3 protein-coding genes are annotated in these 1,025 nt (G+C 38.7%); all 3 read left to right on the plus strand.

Translation table 11 applies throughout. The features are described from left to right. The first annotated feature begins 157 nt into the window (after positions 1–157). From CDZ78_RS21950 to CDZ78_RS10790, 3 genes are read left to right on the plus strand one after another with little or no spacing between them, the layout of a single operon-like run. Positions 158–325, plus strand: coding sequence for a hypothetical protein (locus CDZ78_RS21950; RefSeq protein WP_167374260.1), 168 nt, complete (start codon positions 158–160; stop codon positions 323–325). Beyond that, positions 262–480 carry a hypothetical protein gene (locus CDZ78_RS21955; RefSeq protein ID WP_087870019.1) on the plus strand — a complete coding sequence of 73 codons (219 nt, stop codon included), beginning with the start codon at positions 262–264 and terminating at the stop codon, positions 478–480. Before CDZ78_RS21950 ends, CDZ78_RS21955 begins: the two co-directional genes overlap by 64 nt. After that, entirely contained in the window at positions 443–859 is a 417-nt protein-coding gene (locus CDZ78_RS10790) for a hypothetical protein (protein ID WP_167374261.1), read from the plus strand. The genes CDZ78_RS21955 and CDZ78_RS10790 overlap by 38 nt, the downstream gene beginning before the upstream one ends. Positions 860–1,025 lie beyond the last annotated feature (166 nt).

Raw genomic sequence — 1,025 nt, forward strand, 5'->3', positions numbered from 1 at the left:
GATTATGATCCCACGCTGTCAGCCCCGGACGGGCTGATAGTCTCCAGAAGGCGCAGGGAAATTTGCCAATCCGAAGTGCGTGATAGCGCGCGAGGGAGGCTAAAATTTTATCCCGAATAGCCGTAGAGCCATTTGTGGTAGCCATGACTGAGCTGCTTTGTGCTCAGTCTGTGGCGGACGCAGGGCGGCTGGAGCATCTCCTATTCGCTGCGTAGGTGAACGAATTACGGCGACAGGAGTCCCGGAATTTCGTGAGGTAGCATGGCGCGCCTGTATCTTTATCTTGGTGATGATAAGCAATTTGAGACATGCTATCTGGACATAGAAAATGAGTTTCCTAAAGAAGCCATGTCTGCGCTGGAGTTACTTTTTTTCTCTCCTTTTGATCAAGCCTGGTTTGAATCAATAAATAACAATATTAAAGAATTTGTTTTATCTAGTTATGCTGAATACGGTTTTTTTAAGTCTACAGGATATTAGTTTTCCATTGCAGGTATTGCAAGATCATATTAAATCTGATGATGCTACTAATGCCACTATTCTTTCTTTTGCCGAATACAAAATCATACTGGGTCATACTCAGGATATAGAAAACCTGATTAAACAGGATTATTCAATTCGCGGTTTAACGTTAAGGGGCAGTTTATGCTTTTTAGAAAATCGCAATGATGAAGCATTGAAATTTTACTCTGCAACTGTGCAACAAATTAAGCAGAAAACTCGTAAGCGTAATGTCTTTTTACCTAGCATTCATGGCTTTTTTTATAATTTAGCCTTACTAAAAAACAGAGCCCCTGAAAACTTAAACTACTTAAAGAAGCAATTATCGCTAAATCCAAAGAAGAAGATTACTTTCTAAGTATTCAAATACAATTGCAGCATGGATTTAATGTTATTCAAGGCCAGCAAAAAAATATTGCACATAAACCTTTATTACACCATTTAGTTGATCCTTACGAAGTATTATTTTATAGCTTAATTTGGCTCTATGTGAAATACAGTGGGTAGTCGAATTTTAACTTACC

Origin of the sequence: Bathymodiolus platifrons methanotrophic gill symbiont (assembly GCF_002189065.1) — a bacterium.
GTDB lineage: Bacteria > Pseudomonadota > Gammaproteobacteria > Methylococcales > Methylomonadaceae > Methyloprofundus.